Below are 16,395 nucleotides of genomic sequence, written 5' to 3' on the forward strand. Positions count from 1 at the left end.
GGGGGAGGGAACGCGCCGCCCCCTCAATACGTCGTGCGTCGCTCTTCCGATGGCGGCCGGCCAAATTGCAGGCGATAGCTTTGCGCGAAATAGGAATGCGAGGTGAAGCCGGTGGCGACCGCCACGTCGAGGATAGGCATATTGGTCTGGCGTAGCAGCTCGCGCGCCCGCTCAAGCCTCAGCCGCATATAGTAACGCCCGGGCGTGACGTTGAGGTGGCGCAGGAACAGCCGCTCTACCTGGCGCACTGAAAGCCCGGCCATCTTGGCAAGCTCGAGCGCCGAAAACGGCTCGTCGAGATTGTCGGCCATGAGCTCGACGATCTTGCGCAGCTTCTCCGACTTGCCGGTCAGGTCGCGCTCAGGCCCTATGCGCTGGCGGTCGGTGGCCGAGCGGATGCGTTCGTGCTGGAACTGGTTGGCGACGCCGTTGGCGATGTGGGGGCCCAGGTCGCCGCGCACGATCTCCAGCATGAGGTCGATCGATGTGGTGCCGCCGGCGCAGGTGTAGCGCTTGCGGTCGATCTCGAAGACATTGCCGGTGCACTGGATTTCGGGAAAGCGCTCGCTGAAGCCGGCGCGGTTTTCCCAATGGATGGTGCAGCGATAGCCGTCGAGCTGGCCGGCTTCGCCCAGCAGGTATGAGCCGGCCGAAAGCGCGCCAAGCGCTCCGCCGCGCCGGCCCCAGCCGCGCAGAGCGGCCAGCACCTTGCTCTTGCCCGGAAATTCGGTCGTGAGCCCGACGCAGACGAACAGAATGTCCACCTGCGGAATGTCGGCCACGCTGTAGCCAACCTTCAGCGCCAGGCCATTGGAGGCGGTCACCGCCTCGCCGTCGGCCGAGACGGTGGTCCAGCCATAAAAATTGTGGCCGAGAAGCCGGTTGGCCGAGCGCACCGTGTCGATCGCCGCAGCCAGCGAAAACATCGGGAACTTGTCGACCAGCAGGAAGGCGAATTGCCGGCCTCCTTGCACGCCGTCGGGCAAGAGCTGCATCTCCACCGGAACGGGCTGCGGCGAGGCCGGCATGGTTGGTGCGGCCAGTGGTCAGAAGGCCGGCGGTTCGACGCCGGCGGCGCGGCTTGCCGAAACCAGCGTGTTGGCCATCAGCATGGCGATGGTCATCGGGCCGACACCGCCGGGAACCGGGGTGATAGCGCCGGCCGCCTTGTGCGCGCTGTCGAACTCGACGTCGCCCACCAGCCGGGACTTGCCCTCACCCTTCTCCGGTGCGGGGATGCGGTTGATGCCCACGTCGATGACCGTGGCGCCGGGCTTGACCCAGTCGCCCTTGATCATTTCCGGACGGCCGACGGCAGCGATGAGGATGTCGGCGGTGCGGGCGAGCGCGGGCAGATCCTTGGTGCGGCTGTGCGCGATGGTGACAGTGCAGTTGGCTGCCAGAAGCAGGTTGGCCATGGGCTTGCCGACGATATTGGAGCGGCCGACGACGACCGCGTTGAGGCCCGAAAGGTCCTTGCCGCGCACGCGCTCGATGAGCAGCATGGAACCGGCCGGGGTGCAGGGCACGAAGGCGCTGTCGACCTCGCCGGTACCGAGCTTGCCGACATTGACGAAGCTGAAGCCGTCGACGTCCTTCTGCGGCGCGATGGCCTGGATCACCTTCCCGGAATCGATGTGGTCGGGCAGCGGCAGCTGCACCAGGATGCCGTGGATGGTCGCATCGGCGTTCAGGTCATCGATGAGCTTGAGCAGATCGGCTTCGCTGGTCTCGGCCGGCAGCGTGTGCTGGACCGAGAGAAAGCCGCATTCCTTGGCTTTCTTGCCCTTGGAGGAGACATAGACCTGGCTTGCCGGATCCTCGCCGACGATGACCACGGCCAACCCGGGCTGGACGCCGTGTTTTTCCGCAAGCTCGGCCGTGAAACGCTTCACCGTTTCCACGACATCTTCGGCTACGATCTTCCCGTCAATAATTTCAGTCATGTCTCTTCCCTGGCGCAAGCACTGTGTGAAAAGGCATAGTCACGAAAAATCCGCGACGCAATCCCGTCGTTGCGCCGTTGAATGGCGCGAAGCCACAATTGGAGTTGCAGATCCCTCAGAAATATCGGCGTCGGGTGCGGGCTTCTGCGAGCCCCTCCACCCGATGGCGGAAATCGCGCAGGCTGGCGCGGATTTCGTCGATCGACGGTTCGGGCGCAGCCGGGGCGGCCAGTCGGGGAACATCGCCATGCGTCGCCGGCGCGGCTGGCCCCGAGGATGCGATCTCTTGCTCGCTTTCTGGTGCATGGTCCGGCGCAAAGGCGTGCGCCGAGGGCTCGATAGGCTGCGGCACGGCCCGCAGCAGCGGCTGGGCACGGTCGGCGCTGCCTGGCTCCGGCGGGCGCGGATGCCCGCCCCCGGGTTCGGTGGGATCGTCTTCAGGCCCGATCGTCGCGGCGACCGGTGTCACAGGTTGGACGGCCGGTCGGCGGCGACGGCGATGCGCGGTTTCGCGCAGGCTTTCATAGGCGCCGCGCATGCCGCCCAGACCCACGCCGCCGAAAAAGCCGAGCGCGGTACCCAGTACCGCGATGGTGGAGCGCGACGGGCCGCTCGCCCTCAGCGGCGGATAGGCGACCGAAATCACGCTCATATTGGCGGTGTTGATGTCGCGCTGCTCGCCGGTTTCGCGGGCGCGTAGCAGGAAGGCCTCGTAGACAGCCCGCTTGGCGGCGGCCTCGCGCTCCAGCTCACGCAAGGCCACCATGTCGCGATTTACGCCGCCCTGACGGACCTTGAGCTGCGCCAGCCGCGACGACAGCTCCTGTTCGAGTTGCTGCGAGCGGGTGAGTTCGGTCTGGGCGGCGGCGGCTATGCGGCGCAGCTCGGCACTGATCTGCTCGCGTGCGCCGGCAAGCTGGGCGTCGATCGCCTGACGCTGCGGATGGAGCGGACCGAGCTTGACGGCCAGGCGGTCGGCCTCGCTCTTCGTCGCCGCGTATTGCGCGCGCAGCTCAGTCATTATCGGAGAGGCCAGCGCCTCCGGCAACTCGCCGCCGACGACAGCCCCGACATTCGCCGACCCGGCCGAGGCGGCCTTGGCCTTCAGCTCCAGCGTGCGGGCGCGCGCAATGGAAAGCTGGTCGTTGAGCCTCACCAGCTCATCGTCGGTGATGAGCCGGCCCTGCGGGTTGATGATGTCGTGCTCGGCCTTGAAGGCTTCGACCTCGCGCTCGGCGGCCTCGACTCCGTCGCGCAGTTCGGACAGGCGTGCGGTAAGCTCTTCGGTGGCCCGGGTGGCGGTGTCGGACTGGAGCTCGCCATAGGTCTTGAGAAACACGTCCGCCATGGTGTTGGCGATGAGGGCCGACTTCTCGCCGTCCAGCGTCTTCACGGCGATTATCACCACGAAGGTCTTGCCGCCGCGCTCGACCGAAAGGCTTTCGGCCAGATTGTCGATCGCGAGTGCGCGACGCGTACCCGCATCGTCCGCGCCCTTGGCACCCGACAGCGCCGAGCGAAGGCCGGAAAGAAGCCCACGGCTGCCACCCTGCCCATTGAATTCGGGGTCTTCATCGAGATGCAGCGTGTCGACGACCCGGCTCATCACCGTGCCCGAGGTGATGACGCGGACCTGGTTCTCCACAATGGCAAGCGTGGCCTCATTGGAGAAGCCGGCCTGTGTAAGATCGCGGTCGACCAGCTTGAGGTCGCGCGGGTCGATCAGCAATTCGGTGACCGCGACATATTTTTTGGGCGTCGAAACGGCGACTGCAACTCCAAGAAGCGCGCCTAGCACGGTGCAGAGTGCGATCAGCTTCCATGAACGGCCGATGCCGCCGATCACCTTCATCGGATCGATCAGCGGCTTCCAATGGCGGTCGTCGTCGGCTTCGACCGTTTCGGAGACATCTTCCGAGCCCATGTGGGAAACGGCATCCGCCGTCCATGCGGATGCCGGCCGGTGATGGGCGTGTTCGTTTGCGGCGGGTTCCAGCCCCGCCCTGCCGCGCCTGAAACGCGACAGCCAGCCAGAAAGCCTGCCGCCCGTGCGGATCGGGGCGCTTGCCACTGGCGACGCCGGCTTTGCTACGGCGTCCCTGGCCACAGCATCCATTGCGGCGGCATCCATGGCCGCCAGAGCCTCGCGTCGAATCCGTTCTTCGCGGCGCGAACGTGCAGCGCGATGGCGCTCGAGCGCGCCTTCGACGTCGTCATTGTCGCGGGCCAGCGCCAGAAGCGAGCCAGTGCCAAGCGGAGCGTGGTCGCCCTCGTCGCGCGCATAGGCAAGAAGCGACCGCTTCAGGTCGGCGCGATTTTCGGTTTCTGACATTCTGGCGCGGCTTTTCGAACGGGGAAACTGCGGACAATGCGCAATGCCACGCTAAGCACTCATGGAAAACAAACCGTTAATGGCCTTCGGCGCCGTGCATTCCTGATGCGGCGAGCCCGCCAGCCCAGCGGCGACCGCACGCCCGGAACCGCGCATTAAGCTTTCGCTGCTAGCGTCGGCACTGACACCATGACCCAGGCCACCAACACCCAAACCGGGCTCCTCGGCGCCCGCCTTTCCGCCTTCATTTCGGAGCGGCGCGGCCTGATACGCGACTATTTCTCGGCCGTAAGCGGCGCGGGCGGGCGGCTGGTGTTTTCGCTCGTCTATTTCGTTGCGCTGGCCAACGCGCTCTCGCTGGCCGATTTCGGCCGCTTTGCCACGGCTTCCGCAGCCGGGGTGATGCTTTCGCGGCTGCTGGCCTTCGGCTTCATCTCGGCGCTCTACCGGACCGCGACGGTGCGGCCGAACCTCATCGGCACCTTCACCGCCGGCTTCCTGCTGCTGGCCATGCTGTCACTGCCTGTTCTGGCCGCCGCCGCCTTTGGCGTCTACCTGCTGTTTTTTGACGGCGAGATGGCGCTGTCGGTCTTTGCCGCCGTGATCCTGGCGGAAGCCCTGCTGTGGCGGCCGGTGGAAGTGGTGCTGATCGTCAATAACGGCCTTGGCCGCTTCGGGCGCGCCTCGGTGATGGCGATCGCCGGTACGCTGATGCGCGCCCTGTTTGCGGCGGCGTTCTTCTTCTGGCCGAGCCCGACGCTGGCTGACTGGTCGCTATTCTACGTCGCTGCCAATGCGGTTTCGGCCGTCATCGCCTTCGCCTTTTTCTACCCGCGCCAGCGCCTGCGGCTGCGGCCGCCGCTCTATCTGCGCCGCATGGCGGATTCGGTCTATGTGGCCGGCGCCGAGGTGTTGTTCTACCTGCAGATGGAGTTCGACAAGCTGCTGGTGCTTTCCATCGGCGGGCCGCAGCTTGCCGGTGTCTATGCAATTGTCATGCGGCTGGTGGACCTGACCGCGATCCCGATCCGCACCTTCTCGATGATGCTGGTGCAACGCATGATGCGCGCGCCGGAAATACTGGCGCGGCTGCGCACGCGCATCGGCATCGAGCTTGGCGTCTTCACCGTCTCGACCCTGGCGCTGCTCGCGCTGGCGGTGATCCTGCACTTCTTCCCGAATATACTGGGCAAGAATGTTTCCACCGCCGCTCCCCTGGTCGGGCTTGGCCTTTGCGTGCCGGGCCTGCGCAACCTTGTCGAGTACCAGTCGGAGCTTCTGTTCGCGCGCGGGCAGACGCTGTTGCGGGCATTCAACCTCGCCATGCTGGCCGGGCTGAAGGCATTGCTTCTGGTCTTCATGCTCAAGCACGGTCCGGACGCGGCGGAACTCATATGGTCGTTGAACGCGCTGTTTGCCGCGCTTTGGGTGGCCTCGGCCACCCTCACCTACCCCGCGCTCAGGCGGCCGGCCAAGGCGGCGTGACCCCACCGACAGGCGCGTCCACAAGCTGCGTGTGAAAAAGGCGCTCAGGCTTCGACCAGGCGGCGGATGCGGCCGAGATCGGTCCCGATGAAGGACTGCATGCCGATGGCCACCTGCTCGGGAGACATGGAGGCGACGAACTCGCCAAAACCTTCGTCCGACAGCGGCTCGCCGACCCAGTGCACGCGGCAGAACTCGTCGGCTCCGTGGAAATGGTGTTGGCCGTGGAGAACCTCGTCGACGAACCGGCCATAAAGCAGGCACTCGGAAAACTGGCGTGCCCTTCCGAGCACTTCGACCCAATCGCGGCCCGTTGTGGCCTCCACGCGCGCGCACATGTCGATAACGCTTAGACGCCGCCAGGCGATCAGGGTGGAGATATAGTCGTGCGGCGACATTTCCGGATGGGCGATGCCGAGCGCCCTTCCGGCGTTCTTCGACCAGATATGGTGACCATATCGCGTGAGCCCGCTCGCCACATCGTCGCGACGGAACAGCCGCACCTTGCCGTCGCGCTGGAACGCGCCGCAATCGAAGGCCTTCAGGAACGCGACGTCGGAATCGACATAGATCAGCACTTCCGGCTCGACATGGGCGGCAATGGCGATGCGGCGCAATTGCTGCACATGCCAGCCGCGCAGTGGCATCGTCCTGAAGCTCCACCACACGCGCCGGCGAAAGAGGCTGAGCGGATCGTCCATGACATGGAGCCAGCCGGGCAGAAGGTCGCGCTCGTCCACCACCGTGCGGCCAGGCCGCTCCAATTGGCGGAAAAGCGGGACATCCCGCCCCTCGACCAGGATGTAGTGATGCTGGGAGCCGATAACGTAGCGATCCAACGTCTCGCAAAGCAGGCGGCAGCGCTCGAAATCGGGCGCATAGCTGGCGGTGACGATGGCAGCGCGCAGCGCAGTCTGCCGCGGCGCCGTGATTTCGAAGGAGGCTGCGGCGTGCTCCATCATGCCCGCCCGAAGAATTTCTGCCGCAGCACGCGCGCCAGGAACAACGGGTTGCCCACGACATAGCGGCGCCACAGGCGGCGGGGCTCGATCAGCAGCCGGAACACCCATTCCAGGCGCAACCGGCGCATCCACAACGGTGCGCGCGGCACCGCGCCGCTGAGAAAATCCAGAAGCGCGCCGACGGCGATTGGCAGCGTGCAATGCCTGTCTGTGATCTTGCGGCTGATCCACAGTTCCTGGCGCGGCACGCCCATGGCCACCAGGAGGATATCCGGGCGCAGCCTGGCGATGCGCTCGAGGATTTCAGGTTCTTCCTGCTCGGTGAAAAAGCCGTCGTGAAGCACGGCGAAACGATGCTGGCGCGACAATGCAGAAAGCCTTTCTGCCGCGGCCTCGGCGTTGGCCCGCGTCGTGCCGATGAGACCGACGGTGAGCGATTGCTTCGAGGCCTTCAGGAAGCCGGGAATGAAGTCGGTTCCGTTGAGATTTGCCGGAAATGCCTCACCGTAGAGAAGCTTGGCAGCAATGTCGACGCCGACACCATCTGGCAGGATGAGGAAATCCTTGAGCGCGGAAGCGAACTCGGCATCGTTGCATGCGATGTTGGCATTGTGCGCATTGAGGAAGCTGACCTTGGTGAAGCGGCGCTCGGACAGCATCCGCTCCAGCATGCCGATCGCCTCGTCGCGGGCGACGCTGGCCACCGATATGCCGAGAATGTCCCTTCGGGAATCGAGCCCGAATGAGGCGTGGTTGGAATGCAAGTTCACGCCGTCACCTCAAGGCTTATATGCCCCAGCGCCTGTAGGCCGCGCCGGATGCCTGCGTCCAGCGCATGGCGCTGACGCCAGTAGAAATCGCAGCCATCGACGTCGCGGCATGCGCCGGAAGCCGCAAGTTGCAATGCGGCAGCAAAGGACGCCGGATCGTCGGCGACAATGCAATTTTCCGGCCGGTGGTCGATGCCGCGCAACGAACTGGCCGTGGCGACAGATGGCAGGCCGAGCTCGAAGGTTTCGATGGTCTTGAGCTGCACGCCGGTTCCGGCCCGGCTGACCAGCGGGATGACAGCGGCACCGCGCACGAAGCTCTCGGCGTCGGGCACCCGGCCCACGAACTTCACGCCTGGATGGCTGGAGGTGACGTCGCCCGGCAGGTGGCCCGCGATCCTGACCGTGAAATCGTGCGGCAGATGCGGCACCACCTCGTGCAGGAACCATTCGAGCCCGATGCGGTTGGGCTGCCAGGTCCAGGTTCCGATCAGCGCGGCGTCGTATTCGACCGTGCGGCCCTCCGGCGGTGGCGGCTCGCTGGCGCGGGTGACCAGCGGCAGCGCGGCCGACCGCGCGGGCGAAGCGACGCCGAGGGCTTCGCGGTCCTCTTCGGCCAGGGTGAAGACGAAACGCGCCTTGCGGCAAAGCCGCTCCTCGAGCTTTTCCAGCAACCGCGCCTCGCGACGATACAGGAAGCGCTGGAAGGTGCTGTGGGCTGCGCGGGCGTTTTCCTGGGCCGAGCGGTGCTCGACATTGTGGGCGATAAAAAGGGTCGGCCGATCGCGGAAAACACCTTCGAAAGCGCCGGCGAACTGCACCGAGTTCAGCACATACGCATCGAAAGGCCCGGCAGCCTCGACGGCGCGACGCACCGTTGCCGGGCCGACCATGCGCAGCTTGACCGAAGAGAAGGTCAGGCCCGACAGCATGGCGTCGCGCAGCCAGGCAAGCTTGCGGCGCAGTGGCGCGCCATTGGTGCGCACGTCGACCTCGCCCAGAACGATGGTGTTTTCGGGATCGGAAGGCGAGCGGCCGGGCCAGACGAAGCCCAGCACCGTGACGCGCACGCCGGCACGGCGCAGGCCGTCTATAATTGCCGCGTTGGCAATCTCATAGCCCGATCCCAGCGCGCCGTCGGGCACGATCGATGTTGCAAACAGAAGATGCATTTCGTCCCTATTCGAGACGGCATCTATCACAACCCTATAAATCGATGATTAAAGGAAGGCAGGGCCAGAGCGTGGTGCGGAGCGCACGCAAACTCTTTTCTGACGGTCTATCTGAAATCGTCTCACCTAAATTGCGGCCACTTCGATTTAGATCGAAGTTTTCCTTTTGAGCCTCGCAGATTTCTTATAGGGACAAAATACTAACCGGAACCTTTTTCACCCCTCCCTGTTTACGGAACGTCTCGGGCGCTGAACCGCAAACCCCAGGAGGAAACGGCATGACCTTCAAGTTACTTCCTATCGCCGCGCTGGCACTGACGCTGGCAACCGGCACAGCCCTTGCGCAAACGACCACGGAGTCCGACACCACGGATTCGAGCGGGGCCGACAGGCAGAGATCCGTCTCCAACCCCGAAATCGTGGGGCCGCTCTATCTGGACAGCGAAATGACCAAGATGCGCACGCCCGAGGAAATAAGGATGGAATGGCACAAGATGCCGGCGGAAAAGCGCAAGCAGGTTCAGGAAGATTGTCGCGACCCCCAGAGCCCTCGCGAGCAGGACCTGTGCGGGATCGTGACCGGGCTGGACTAGTCCAAAAGACGGGTGACGAGATAGCAGGCGGCGCAGCCGGCAAGAAATGCCGGCGCGCCCATCTGAATGGCCGGAACGCAAGCACGCGCGCCTGCAATTTCCATCTAAATGACTGTTAAGCAAAGATATTCGCTGCGGGCGGCTTAACCAATCCTTATCGGCACCAGTGCTACGGCAGGCGACGTTAGAACAGGCGGACCTGCGCATGAACCCTTCGCCATTCCGGGCTTCCGTTTCGATCGCCGGCCGGTCTCCGGCGCTCGAGGGCGATTGCGCGGAGGTCGTGGTCACGGTGCCGACATTCAGGCGGCCGCAGCAACTGCTTGCGACGCTGGACTCACTCGCCGCCCAGCAGACCACGCGACGCTTCGCCGTGATCGTCATGGAAAACGATGCCGAGGCCCGCGAAGGAGCGGCAGCCGCCCTGCCGCTGTTCGAGAGCGCCCGCCTTGCCGGCATGGTCATCATCGCGCATGAGCGCGGCAATTGCTGCGCCTACAATGCCGGCTGGGAGACCGCACTGCGGTATTTTCCGGGCTTACGCTACCTGATGGTCATTGATGACGACGAGATCGCCGATCCGCAATGGCTGGAGCGCATGTGCCGCACCGCCGAAACGCTGGAAGCCGACATCGTCGGCGGGCCGCAGGTGCCCGTCTTCGCCAGGCCCGAGCACAACCGCTGGGCCACTCATCCGGTCTTCGCGCCGCCCTACACCGAGAGCGGGCGCGTGAAGGCACTGTACTCTTCCGGCAACCTGCTGATCCGCCGCCACGTGTTGATGGCGATGGGCGCGCCTTTCCTCGATCTGAAGTTCAACTTTATGGGGGGCGGCGATTCCGACTTCCTGAGCCGGGCCGCGCAACGCGGCTTCAAGCTTGCATGGTGCGCCGAGGCGCCCGTCTACGAAGCTGTACCGGCGCGCCGTGTGGAGCCCGACTGGATCCGCGCACGCGCCTTGCGCAACGGCGTCATCTCAACGCTGGTGGAGAAGAAGAAGCGCGCCGGCACACCGCTGGCGAACACGAAGGTATTCCTGAAAAGCCTGGCGCTGCTTGCTGCCTCGCCGGCAAGGGGCGCACTTGGGCTGGCCCGCACCGGCTCGCCTTCCATCGGGCTCTACCCTGTCTATGTGGCGCTGGGCCGGATCATGGCCGAGTTCGGATATGCCAATGAGCAATACCGCCAGCCTGAGAAGAACTGAGCCGGCCGGCTCTTTGTCATCTCTTGCCGACGCCTTCTCGCGGACCGGCATCGCCACCGCGATCGCTTCGCTGCTGCTGACCATCGTCATGGTTTCGTTTCGGCCCTTCCACGGCGATGCGGAACTGGCGAGCACCGGCGGTGACATCGTCAACCAGGTGGGCTTCGGCGCGCTGGGTGCGATCTCGATCTTCGCCCTGCTGACCATGACCGACCGGCGGGTGCTGATGGCGCTCTTCGCGCCGTCGCTCTTGCTGGTGCTTGCGTTCCTGCTGCTTTCGGTTGCGCATGCCGACGACCCTTCTGCCGCTCTGCGCGCGGCGTCCTTCACGTTCATCGGCATACTGGTCATGGCGACGATCCTGGCCATTGCGCGCGATGCGGACTCCTTTTCCATGGCGATTGCCATTTCCGGGCTCACCGTGGTGATGCTGAGCTATGCCGGACTGGCGCTGTTTACCGACGCGGCCATGCACACATACGCCTCGCCCGAGCCGCAACACGCGGGGCTGTGGCGCGGGGTTTTCACGCACAAGAACATCGCTGGCCCAATCATGGCCTGCCTGAGCTTCGGCGGCCTTTATCTCGCCCGTCGCGGCTGGCGCGGCAGCGGCCTGTTCCTGCTCGCGGCGGCAATGATCTTCATGATCAACACCGGCTCCAAGACCACAGCCGGACTTGTGCCGCTGTCGATCCTGCTGGTGGTCCTGCCCGGCATTGTCGGCATGCGCCTGCTGACACCGATCCTGTTCGGATTGGCGATCGCAGGCACCGCAGTGGGCACGCTTGGTATCGTCTTCATCGATCCGCTGCGCGATTTTGTGCACCACGCCATGCCGGACCTGACCTACACTGGTCGCACCACGCTGTGGGAGTTTGCCGGCGAGATGATCGCGAAGCGCCCCTGGACCGGTTACGGCTTTGAGAGCTTCTGGGGCACGCCTCTGGTGCAGGACTCGGAACAGCCATTCGACCGGGCCTGGGACATCCGCGAGATCGTGCACGGCCACAACGGTTATCTCGACATCGCCCTTGCCATGGGCCTGCCTGCGCTGTGCGCAGCAGCCTACGCTTTTTTCGTCGCGCCTATCCGCGACTACATGCGCATCCCGCTCCTCAAGGAGAACGTCTATCTGGGCGACTTCTTCATGATGATCCTGCTGTTCACCGCGTTGAACGCATTCCTGGAAAGCTTCTTCTTCCGGCGCGCGGACCCGGTGTGGCTGTTCTTCGTGTTCAGCGTCATCGGTCTGCGGCTGGTGGCGCGCTTTCCGGTGACGGCCGGGGTGAAGCGCTGAGCTTGCCAAGCAGGGCTGCCCGCCCCATCCTGACCAAGTCCAACGCCGAGGAACCTAGATGAAAGCCGGCAAGCCGCCTTCTCTCACAAGGCGAGATCTGATTGGCGGCGCCTTGGGAATGGCCGCCCTGCCGCTGCTGGGGCCGCAAAACCGGGCCGAAGCGCAGGCGGCCCGCCCGCCGATCGACGCGACCTTCATCTTCATCAGCGATGTGCATGCCTGCCGCATGGCAGTGGGCCTCAGCCCGAATTGCGAGCAGGAAGGCAAGACCGACGCCAACCTCTTGCGCCACATCGCGGCAATCAACCGGATTGCGGAACGTACATGGCCGCTCGAGATCGGCGGCAAGCCCAGCAGACTCGCCAGCGGTGGACAAGACATTGCCACGCCCCTCGGCATAGTCGTGGGCGGAGACATGACCGACGACGGAGGCGGCCAGGTGACGGCGCCTAGCGAAGGCACGCAGCTGCTGCAGTTCAGTCAGCGCTACCAGCAGGACACCGGGCCGGATCGCGTGCACTTCCCCGTCTATGCCGGGCTCGGCAATCACGACCTTGACCAGGACGGGCCGCCGCCCCATGTCGACTGGTATCGGCGCGAGATGCGCGACTATATCGAGCTCAATCACCGGCCGAGCGTGGTCTTCAAGCCGCCCGTGCCGGCGACCAATTACGATCTCCATTCCGACAACTATTCCTGGGACTGGGGCGGCCTGCATCTGGTGCAGACCCACCGCTTCGCGGGCGATACCGCGAAGGGCGCCGTGAGCAGCCTGCCGTGGCTGAAAGACGACCTTGCCACCTTTGCCGGAGACGGGCGGCCGGTGATCATCTTCCAGCACTATGGTTGGGACCCCTTCTCGCTCGAACGGTGGGACCCTGCGGCGCGACACTTCGACGACGAAGGCTCCGGCGCGCCCCACTGGTGGAGCGATGAGGAGAGACGCGCTCTGCTCTCTGTGCTTTCCGGATACAACGTCGTCGGCGTCTTCCACGGACATCAGCACGACACGGCCATGATCTACCGCCGCGATGGGCTCGACATATTCAAGCCGAAAGCCGCCTTCCTCGGTGGCTTCGCCGTGGTGCATGTGGCGGATGGCTACATGGACGTGGTGATGGCCGAGGCCGTGGGCAGCGAGGGCGAAGTGAGTTTCACAAACGCGTTCAGCAAGCGGCTGTGAAACCCGCGCAGCCGATGAACGCCCGCAACCGCTTCCGCCGCCGCGAAACTCCGTCTATGGGATAGGGACTTTTCAGGAGGAACGAATGACCGTGAAAGTGGTGCTGGCCGGTTGCGGCAACATGGGCTACGCGATGCTGGCCGGCTGGCTGAAATCGGGGCAGCTAGAACCTTCCGAGACTTTCGTGGTCGAGCCCAATGACGAGTTGCGCAACCGCGCAGCGAAGCTAGGTGCCGCCACGAGCGCGGCAGCCTCCGACATTCCCGCCGGCGCGGCGCCCAGGCTGGTGGTTCTGGCGGTGAAGCCGCAGGTGATCCGTGAGGTGACGTCCGACTATGCGCGCTTCGGCAATGGTGCCACCAGCTTCGTCAGCGTCGCGGCCGGAACCCCGATTGCCACTTTCGAGCAGATTCTCGGCAACCAGACGCCAATCATCCGCGTCATGCCCAACACGCCGGCGGCGATCGGCAAGGGTATGATGGTGGTCTGCGCCAATGGTCGCGTGACTGCCGAGACCAAGCAGTTCGTCGACGGCCTGCTGGCGGCGAGCGGCGCGGTGGCGACCATCGACGACGAAAAGCTGATGGACGCGGTGACGGCGGTTTCCGGCTCCGGCCCGGCCTACATCTTCCACTTCATCGAGTGCCTGACAGCAGCAGCCGAAAATGCCGGCCTGCCGACCGACACCGCCAAGCTGCTTTCCATGCAGACCGTGTTCGGCGCCGCCAGCCTTGCCGCCGAGAGCGGCGAGGAGCCTGGCGTTCTGCGCCAGCAGGTGACGAGCCCCAACGGCACCACGGCGGCAGCCCTTGGCGTGCTGATGGGCGGCGACCGGCTGAAGACGCTGGTGACGGAGGCCGTGGACGCCGCGCGACTGAGATCGATCGAGCTGGGGAAGTAGACCAGGCTGAACTAGGCTAGGTCTGTGTGGGAAAAATCATTTCCCTTGTAGAGCAGAGGAATCCCCCTGCCCTTGGCACAGGCGTAGGACAGGCAATCGGCGAGGTTGAGTTGCGCGGGATGGCCGCGCCCTTTGCCGTAGTTTGAGAAAGCCTCGATCGCGAGCGGAGCTTCCTCGGCGTCTATGGGCACGATCTCGATGTCTGCCTCCCGCAAGAAGGCCTCGATCGTCGCTCCCACGATCGAAGGCTCGATTGCGAGCAAGGTCGACAGCCGCATCGTCGCCTCGAGCACGACCAGCGCAGATGTCACTTTTCCTGAAGCTTGCTCAAGTCGATCACTCCATTGCGCCGCGTCATCCTCTGCCGCAAGGATCGCGACGACTACGGAGGTATCGATGAACATCAGGTGTGACCCCACATCTCATCGATTTCCTGCTTGCTCATGTGACGACCGCCCGGGCCGGCCTTTGCCGTGAGTTCATCGGCCAGCAGGGCAAGGCGCTCCGATAAAGGCGTTCGTGCACCCTCGCGTTTCAACTCGGCTTCAAGCGCCTCGATGACGGCTTCCGTCATCGAGACCTTGCGCTTCTCAGCCAGTCTGCGCGCCAGTTCATGGGCACGCGGATCCCTGATCTGTAGATTCATGTCATGCCTCCAAGCGCCATCAGTATAGCGGCGCCGTCATGACAATTCTACACGAGTGCCGCGTGCCTGCAGATTACGCCTCTGCCCTCAATTCCACGCCATAGAGCATCTCGTCCTGCCTGCGGCGCAGTTCGAAAAGGCGGGTTGTGGGGTCGGGCGCGGCGTTTTCAGTGGTAAGCAGTTCGCCCTTCTTCACGGGCTTCAGCACCTTGCCGCCTTCAAGCAGGCCGACCGGAACGGCGCGGCTGGCGCGCGCATCCTCCACCGTCATGGTCCAGGAGCGGTAGCAGGTCTCGCCGATGGCGTCGAAGGTCTCGCCGGCGGCGAGGTCGCGCTTGGCGACCGCGCAGACTTCGGCCACCGGGCGCGGCAGCGGCACCATGTCGGGCCGGCCATAAAGCATGATGCGGGCGGCCGTGAGCGGCACTTCAAGCGAGGTGAGATGATAGGGCCGGAAGAAGCTGTAATAAGGCCCCCGGCCGACATTCAAATCGTCCATGCGCTCGATGATGCGCGGATGGGTTGCCTCCACGATGACGAAGACGCCCGGCGCCACGCCCTTGCCGATGGTGTAGTCGACCACGCCCTTGCGGCTCAGCACACCGCCGTCCTCGCGCGGGATTAGCACCTTGGCGAGATCATCGCGATCGACCTTGGGGCCGTGCATGCCCGGCTTGTCGGGCACAAGGCCGGTGGCGTTGGCGATGGCCGCCATCTCCACCATGGTCTTGGAGCCGTCGATGAACTCCACCAGCATGCGCGGGTTCATGTTGCGGCGCTCCGCCTCCTCACGGTAGTCGTCGGGGACGGCATCATGGTTGAGCGGATTGTTCTTGCCCTTGCCGGCCGAGACGATGGTGTAGCCGAGCGCGGTGGCGAACTCGATGAGTTCCATGCAGCTCGACGGCTCGTCGCCGGCGCCGACAGAATAGACCACGCCGAGCCGGTCGGCCTGCTTCTTGAGATAGGCGCCGATGGTGACATCGGCCTCGACATTCATCATGACGAGGTGCTTGCCGTGCTCCATGGCCATGAGGTCGAAATCGGCGGCAACGCCCGGCTTGCCGGTGGCGTCGATGACCACGTCGATCAGCGGATTGGTAACCAGCATCTCGTTGGAGGTGATGGCGATCTTGCCGGCCTCGATGGCCGCAGAAACCTTGGACGGGGTGTCGGCCTCGCGCGCTTTCGCATCGTCGCCATAGGCGATCTCAATTGCCGCGTGCGCCGTATGCGGACGGCGCGTGGAGATGGCACAGACCTCAACCCCCTTCATCAGCATGGTCTGGGTGACAAGGTCGGTGCCCATCTCGCCCGAGCCGATGACGCCGATGCGCACCGGGCGTCCTTCGTCGGCGCGTTTGGCAAGATCGCGGGCAAGCCCGGTGAGGGCGACATTGGTCATTGGCGGGTCCGATGCAAGTCTGAAGAGGGCTTGGAAACGTGCCCGTCTTGCCAAGGAAACGGCCGCGCGTCCAGTCACACTCTAGCACATCGGACCGGCAAGGTCGTCGCAGGGCTTCGGGTTGCCCTAGCCGCGGCTCAATGCGCCTCGATTTCGGCCTGCAGCGCCGCCATCTGCGGCGCGGCGGCGGCGAGCGCTGCCCGCTCGATGGCGCGGAAGCGGGTGACAACCGTCATGCCCACCGCGGTTAGCTGGGCGCCGCCGCCATGCTTGCCGCCCGTCTGTGCCGCCACCAGCGGCTTGCCGAACAGCTTGTTCATTTCCTCTACGAGGTCCCAGGCACGCTTGTACGACATGTTCATGGCGCGCGCGCCGGCCGAGATGGAGCCGAAAGCCGCTATCTTTTCAAGCAGTTCGATCTTGCCGGGGCCGATCCGGCCCTCGGGGTCGAGATTTATCCGCAACGTAAGAGACGGCATGCCTTCGAATTCCTTTCGGA

At 64.7% G+C, this 16,395-nt stretch carries 16 protein-coding genes; 6 read left to right on the forward strand and 10 right to left on the reverse strand.

The window, feature by feature from the left end; genetic code table 11:
• Positions 1–23: 23 nt before the first annotated feature.
• The 3 genes from AC3A4H_RS03365 to AC3A4H_RS03375 all read right to left on the reverse strand — a co-directional run bounded on the left by AC3A4H_RS03365 (position 24) and on the right by AC3A4H_RS03375 (position 4,278).
• A complete protein-coding gene (locus tag AC3A4H_RS03365; RefSeq protein WP_487765413.1) occupies positions 24–1,028 on the reverse strand; it encodes a GlxA family transcriptional regulator in 1,005 nt (334 codons plus the stop codon).
• A gap of 18 nt (positions 1,029–1,046) precedes the next feature.
• Positions 1,047–1,946 carry a bifunctional methylenetetrahydrofolate dehydrogenase/methenyltetrahydrofolate cyclohydrolase FolD gene (gene folD, locus AC3A4H_RS03370; RefSeq protein WP_487765414.1) on the reverse strand — a complete coding sequence of 300 codons (900 nt, stop codon included), beginning with the start codon at positions 1,944–1,946 and terminating at the stop codon, positions 1,047–1,049.
• A 115-nt stretch (positions 1,947–2,061) separates the two neighbouring features.
• Positions 2,062–4,278, reverse strand: a complete 2,217-nt coding sequence (locus tag AC3A4H_RS03375; protein WP_487765415.1) for a GNVR domain-containing protein — start codon at positions 4,276–4,278, stop codon at positions 2,062–2,064.
• A 189-nt stretch (positions 4,279–4,467) separates the two neighbouring features.
• Between AC3A4H_RS03375 and AC3A4H_RS03380 the strand changes: the two genes are divergently transcribed.
• Positions 4,468–5,763 (forward strand): lipopolysaccharide biosynthesis protein, encoded by a 1,296-nt coding sequence (locus AC3A4H_RS03380; protein ID WP_487765416.1) that lies wholly within the window; start codon positions 4,468–4,470, stop codon positions 5,761–5,763.
• Positions 5,764–5,807: 44 nt separating this feature from the next.
• Here the strand turns inward: AC3A4H_RS03380 and AC3A4H_RS03385 are convergent, their stop codons facing one another.
• From AC3A4H_RS03385 to AC3A4H_RS03395, 3 genes are read right to left on the reverse strand one after another with little or no spacing between them, the layout of a single operon-like run.
• Positions 5,808–6,725: a DUF6492 family protein gene (locus tag AC3A4H_RS03385; protein WP_487765417.1), complete on the reverse strand. Its 918-nt coding sequence runs from the start codon at positions 6,723–6,725 to the stop codon at positions 5,808–5,810.
• Positions 6,722–7,495: a WecB/TagA/CpsF family glycosyltransferase gene (locus AC3A4H_RS03390; protein WP_487765418.1), complete on the reverse strand. Its 774-nt coding sequence runs from the start codon at positions 7,493–7,495 to the stop codon at positions 6,722–6,724. Before AC3A4H_RS03390 ends, AC3A4H_RS03385 begins: the two co-directional genes overlap by 4 nt.
• Positions 7,492–8,667 (reverse strand): glycosyltransferase, encoded by a 1,176-nt coding sequence (locus tag AC3A4H_RS03395; protein ID WP_487765419.1) that lies wholly within the window; start codon positions 8,665–8,667, stop codon positions 7,492–7,494. Before AC3A4H_RS03395 ends, AC3A4H_RS03390 begins: the two co-directional genes overlap by 4 nt.
• A 278-nt stretch (positions 8,668–8,945) precedes the next feature.
• On the opposite strand from AC3A4H_RS03395, the gene AC3A4H_RS03400 reads away from it, so the two are divergent.
• The 5 genes from AC3A4H_RS03400 to proC all read left to right on the forward strand — a co-directional run bounded on the left by AC3A4H_RS03400 (position 8,946) and on the right by proC (position 13,845).
• Positions 8,946–9,260, forward strand: a complete 315-nt coding sequence (locus AC3A4H_RS03400) for a hypothetical protein (protein WP_487765420.1) — start codon at positions 8,946–8,948, stop codon at positions 9,258–9,260.
• Positions 9,261–9,465: 205 nt separating this feature from the next.
• Positions 9,466–10,464: a glycosyltransferase family 2 protein gene (locus AC3A4H_RS03405; RefSeq protein ID WP_487765421.1), complete on the forward strand. Its 999-nt coding sequence runs from the start codon at positions 9,466–9,468 to the stop codon at positions 10,462–10,464.
• On the forward strand, positions 10,433–11,761 hold the full coding sequence (locus AC3A4H_RS03410) for an O-antigen ligase family protein (protein WP_487765422.1): 1,329 nt from the start codon (positions 10,433–10,435) through the stop codon (positions 11,759–11,761). Before AC3A4H_RS03405 ends, AC3A4H_RS03410 begins: the two co-directional genes overlap by 32 nt.
• Positions 11,762–11,819: 58 nt before the next feature.
• Positions 11,820–12,944 (forward strand): metallophosphoesterase, encoded by a 1,125-nt coding sequence (locus AC3A4H_RS03415; RefSeq protein WP_487765423.1) that lies wholly within the window; start codon positions 11,820–11,822, stop codon positions 12,942–12,944.
• A gap of 85 nt (positions 12,945–13,029) precedes the next feature.
• Complete coding sequence (proC, locus tag AC3A4H_RS03420) at positions 13,030–13,845, forward strand: pyrroline-5-carboxylate reductase (RefSeq protein ID WP_487765424.1); 816 nt, start codon at positions 13,030–13,032, stop codon at positions 13,843–13,845.
• 11 nt (positions 13,846–13,856) lie between these two features.
• On the opposite strand, the gene AC3A4H_RS03425 is transcribed toward proC, so the two are convergent.
• The 4 genes from AC3A4H_RS03425 to AC3A4H_RS03440 all read right to left on the reverse strand — a co-directional run bounded on the left by AC3A4H_RS03425 (position 13,857) and on the right by AC3A4H_RS03440 (position 16,375).
• Entirely contained in the window at positions 13,857–14,249 is a 393-nt protein-coding gene (locus tag AC3A4H_RS03425; RefSeq protein ID WP_487765425.1) for a type II toxin-antitoxin system VapC family toxin, read from the reverse strand.
• On the reverse strand, positions 14,249–14,491 hold the full coding sequence (locus tag AC3A4H_RS03430; protein WP_487765426.1) for a type II toxin-antitoxin system VapB family antitoxin: 243 nt from the start codon (positions 14,489–14,491) through the stop codon (positions 14,249–14,251). The genes AC3A4H_RS03425 and AC3A4H_RS03430 overlap by 1 nt, the downstream gene beginning before the upstream one ends.
• Before the next feature lie 73 nt (positions 14,492–14,564).
• Positions 14,565–15,896: an NAD(P)H-dependent oxidoreductase gene (locus AC3A4H_RS03435; protein WP_487765427.1), complete on the reverse strand. Its 1,332-nt coding sequence runs from the start codon at positions 15,894–15,896 to the stop codon at positions 14,565–14,567.
• Between the two features lie 137 nt (positions 15,897–16,033).
• The gene (locus AC3A4H_RS03440) at positions 16,034–16,375 is read right to left on the reverse strand and encodes a winged helix-turn-helix domain-containing protein (RefSeq protein WP_348777997.1); all 342 of its coding nucleotides are present in this window, start codon (positions 16,373–16,375) and stop codon (positions 16,034–16,036) included.
• Positions 16,376–16,395: the final 20 nt, after the last annotated feature.

The sequence above is a fragment of the Pseudaminobacter sp. Soil_N_29 genome, assembly GCF_057656055.1.